Origin of the sequence: Bradyrhizobium sp. NBAIM08, from assembly GCF_020193935.1 — a bacterium.
In the GTDB taxonomy this organism is placed as follows: Bacteria; Pseudomonadota; Alphaproteobacteria; order Rhizobiales; family Xanthobacteraceae; genus Bradyrhizobium; species Bradyrhizobium yuanmingense.
The window spans coordinates 1-415 of record NZ_JADYVR010000785.1; the positions used below are offsets into that span (position 1 = coordinate 1).

Annotated in this window: 1 pseudogene; it reads left to right on the forward strand. The window is 72.0% G+C overall.

What is annotated here, in order from left to right:
- Window positions 1-122: 122 nt before the first annotated feature.
- Window positions 123-415: pseudogene (locus I6F37_RS42050) on the forward strand (PQQ-dependent sugar dehydrogenase); the annotation flags it as partial.

Here is a 415-nt window from a genome sequence, read left to right on the forward strand (position 1 = left end):
AGACGCGCAAGGACGGCAACAACGGCGCCCAGGCCGTCCTCCAATATCTGCGTACCCTGCCCGCGCTCGGCCCCCTCGGGCTCGAGCCTCTGCGCCGCCGTCTCGCCCAGCTCCCCCGGCCCATCGTCACCAAGGCCGACTGGCAGCGCCTCGAAGCCGACGAACACGCCCGCGCCCAGGCGCAAGGCCTCACCGAGTTCAAATACGACACCAACGCCGCCATGCTCGTCGCCATGGGCCTCGCCCCGGCGTCGTGCGAGCCGCAGTGCCAACCACCCACACCGGCCCCGGCTCCGGTCCGCTACGACGTGGCCACCGTCGCGACCGGGCTCGAGAACCCGTGGGACCTCGCCTTCACACCTGACGGCACGGCGCTCGTCACCGAGCGCACCGGCGACGTGAACGTCCTGGTCGG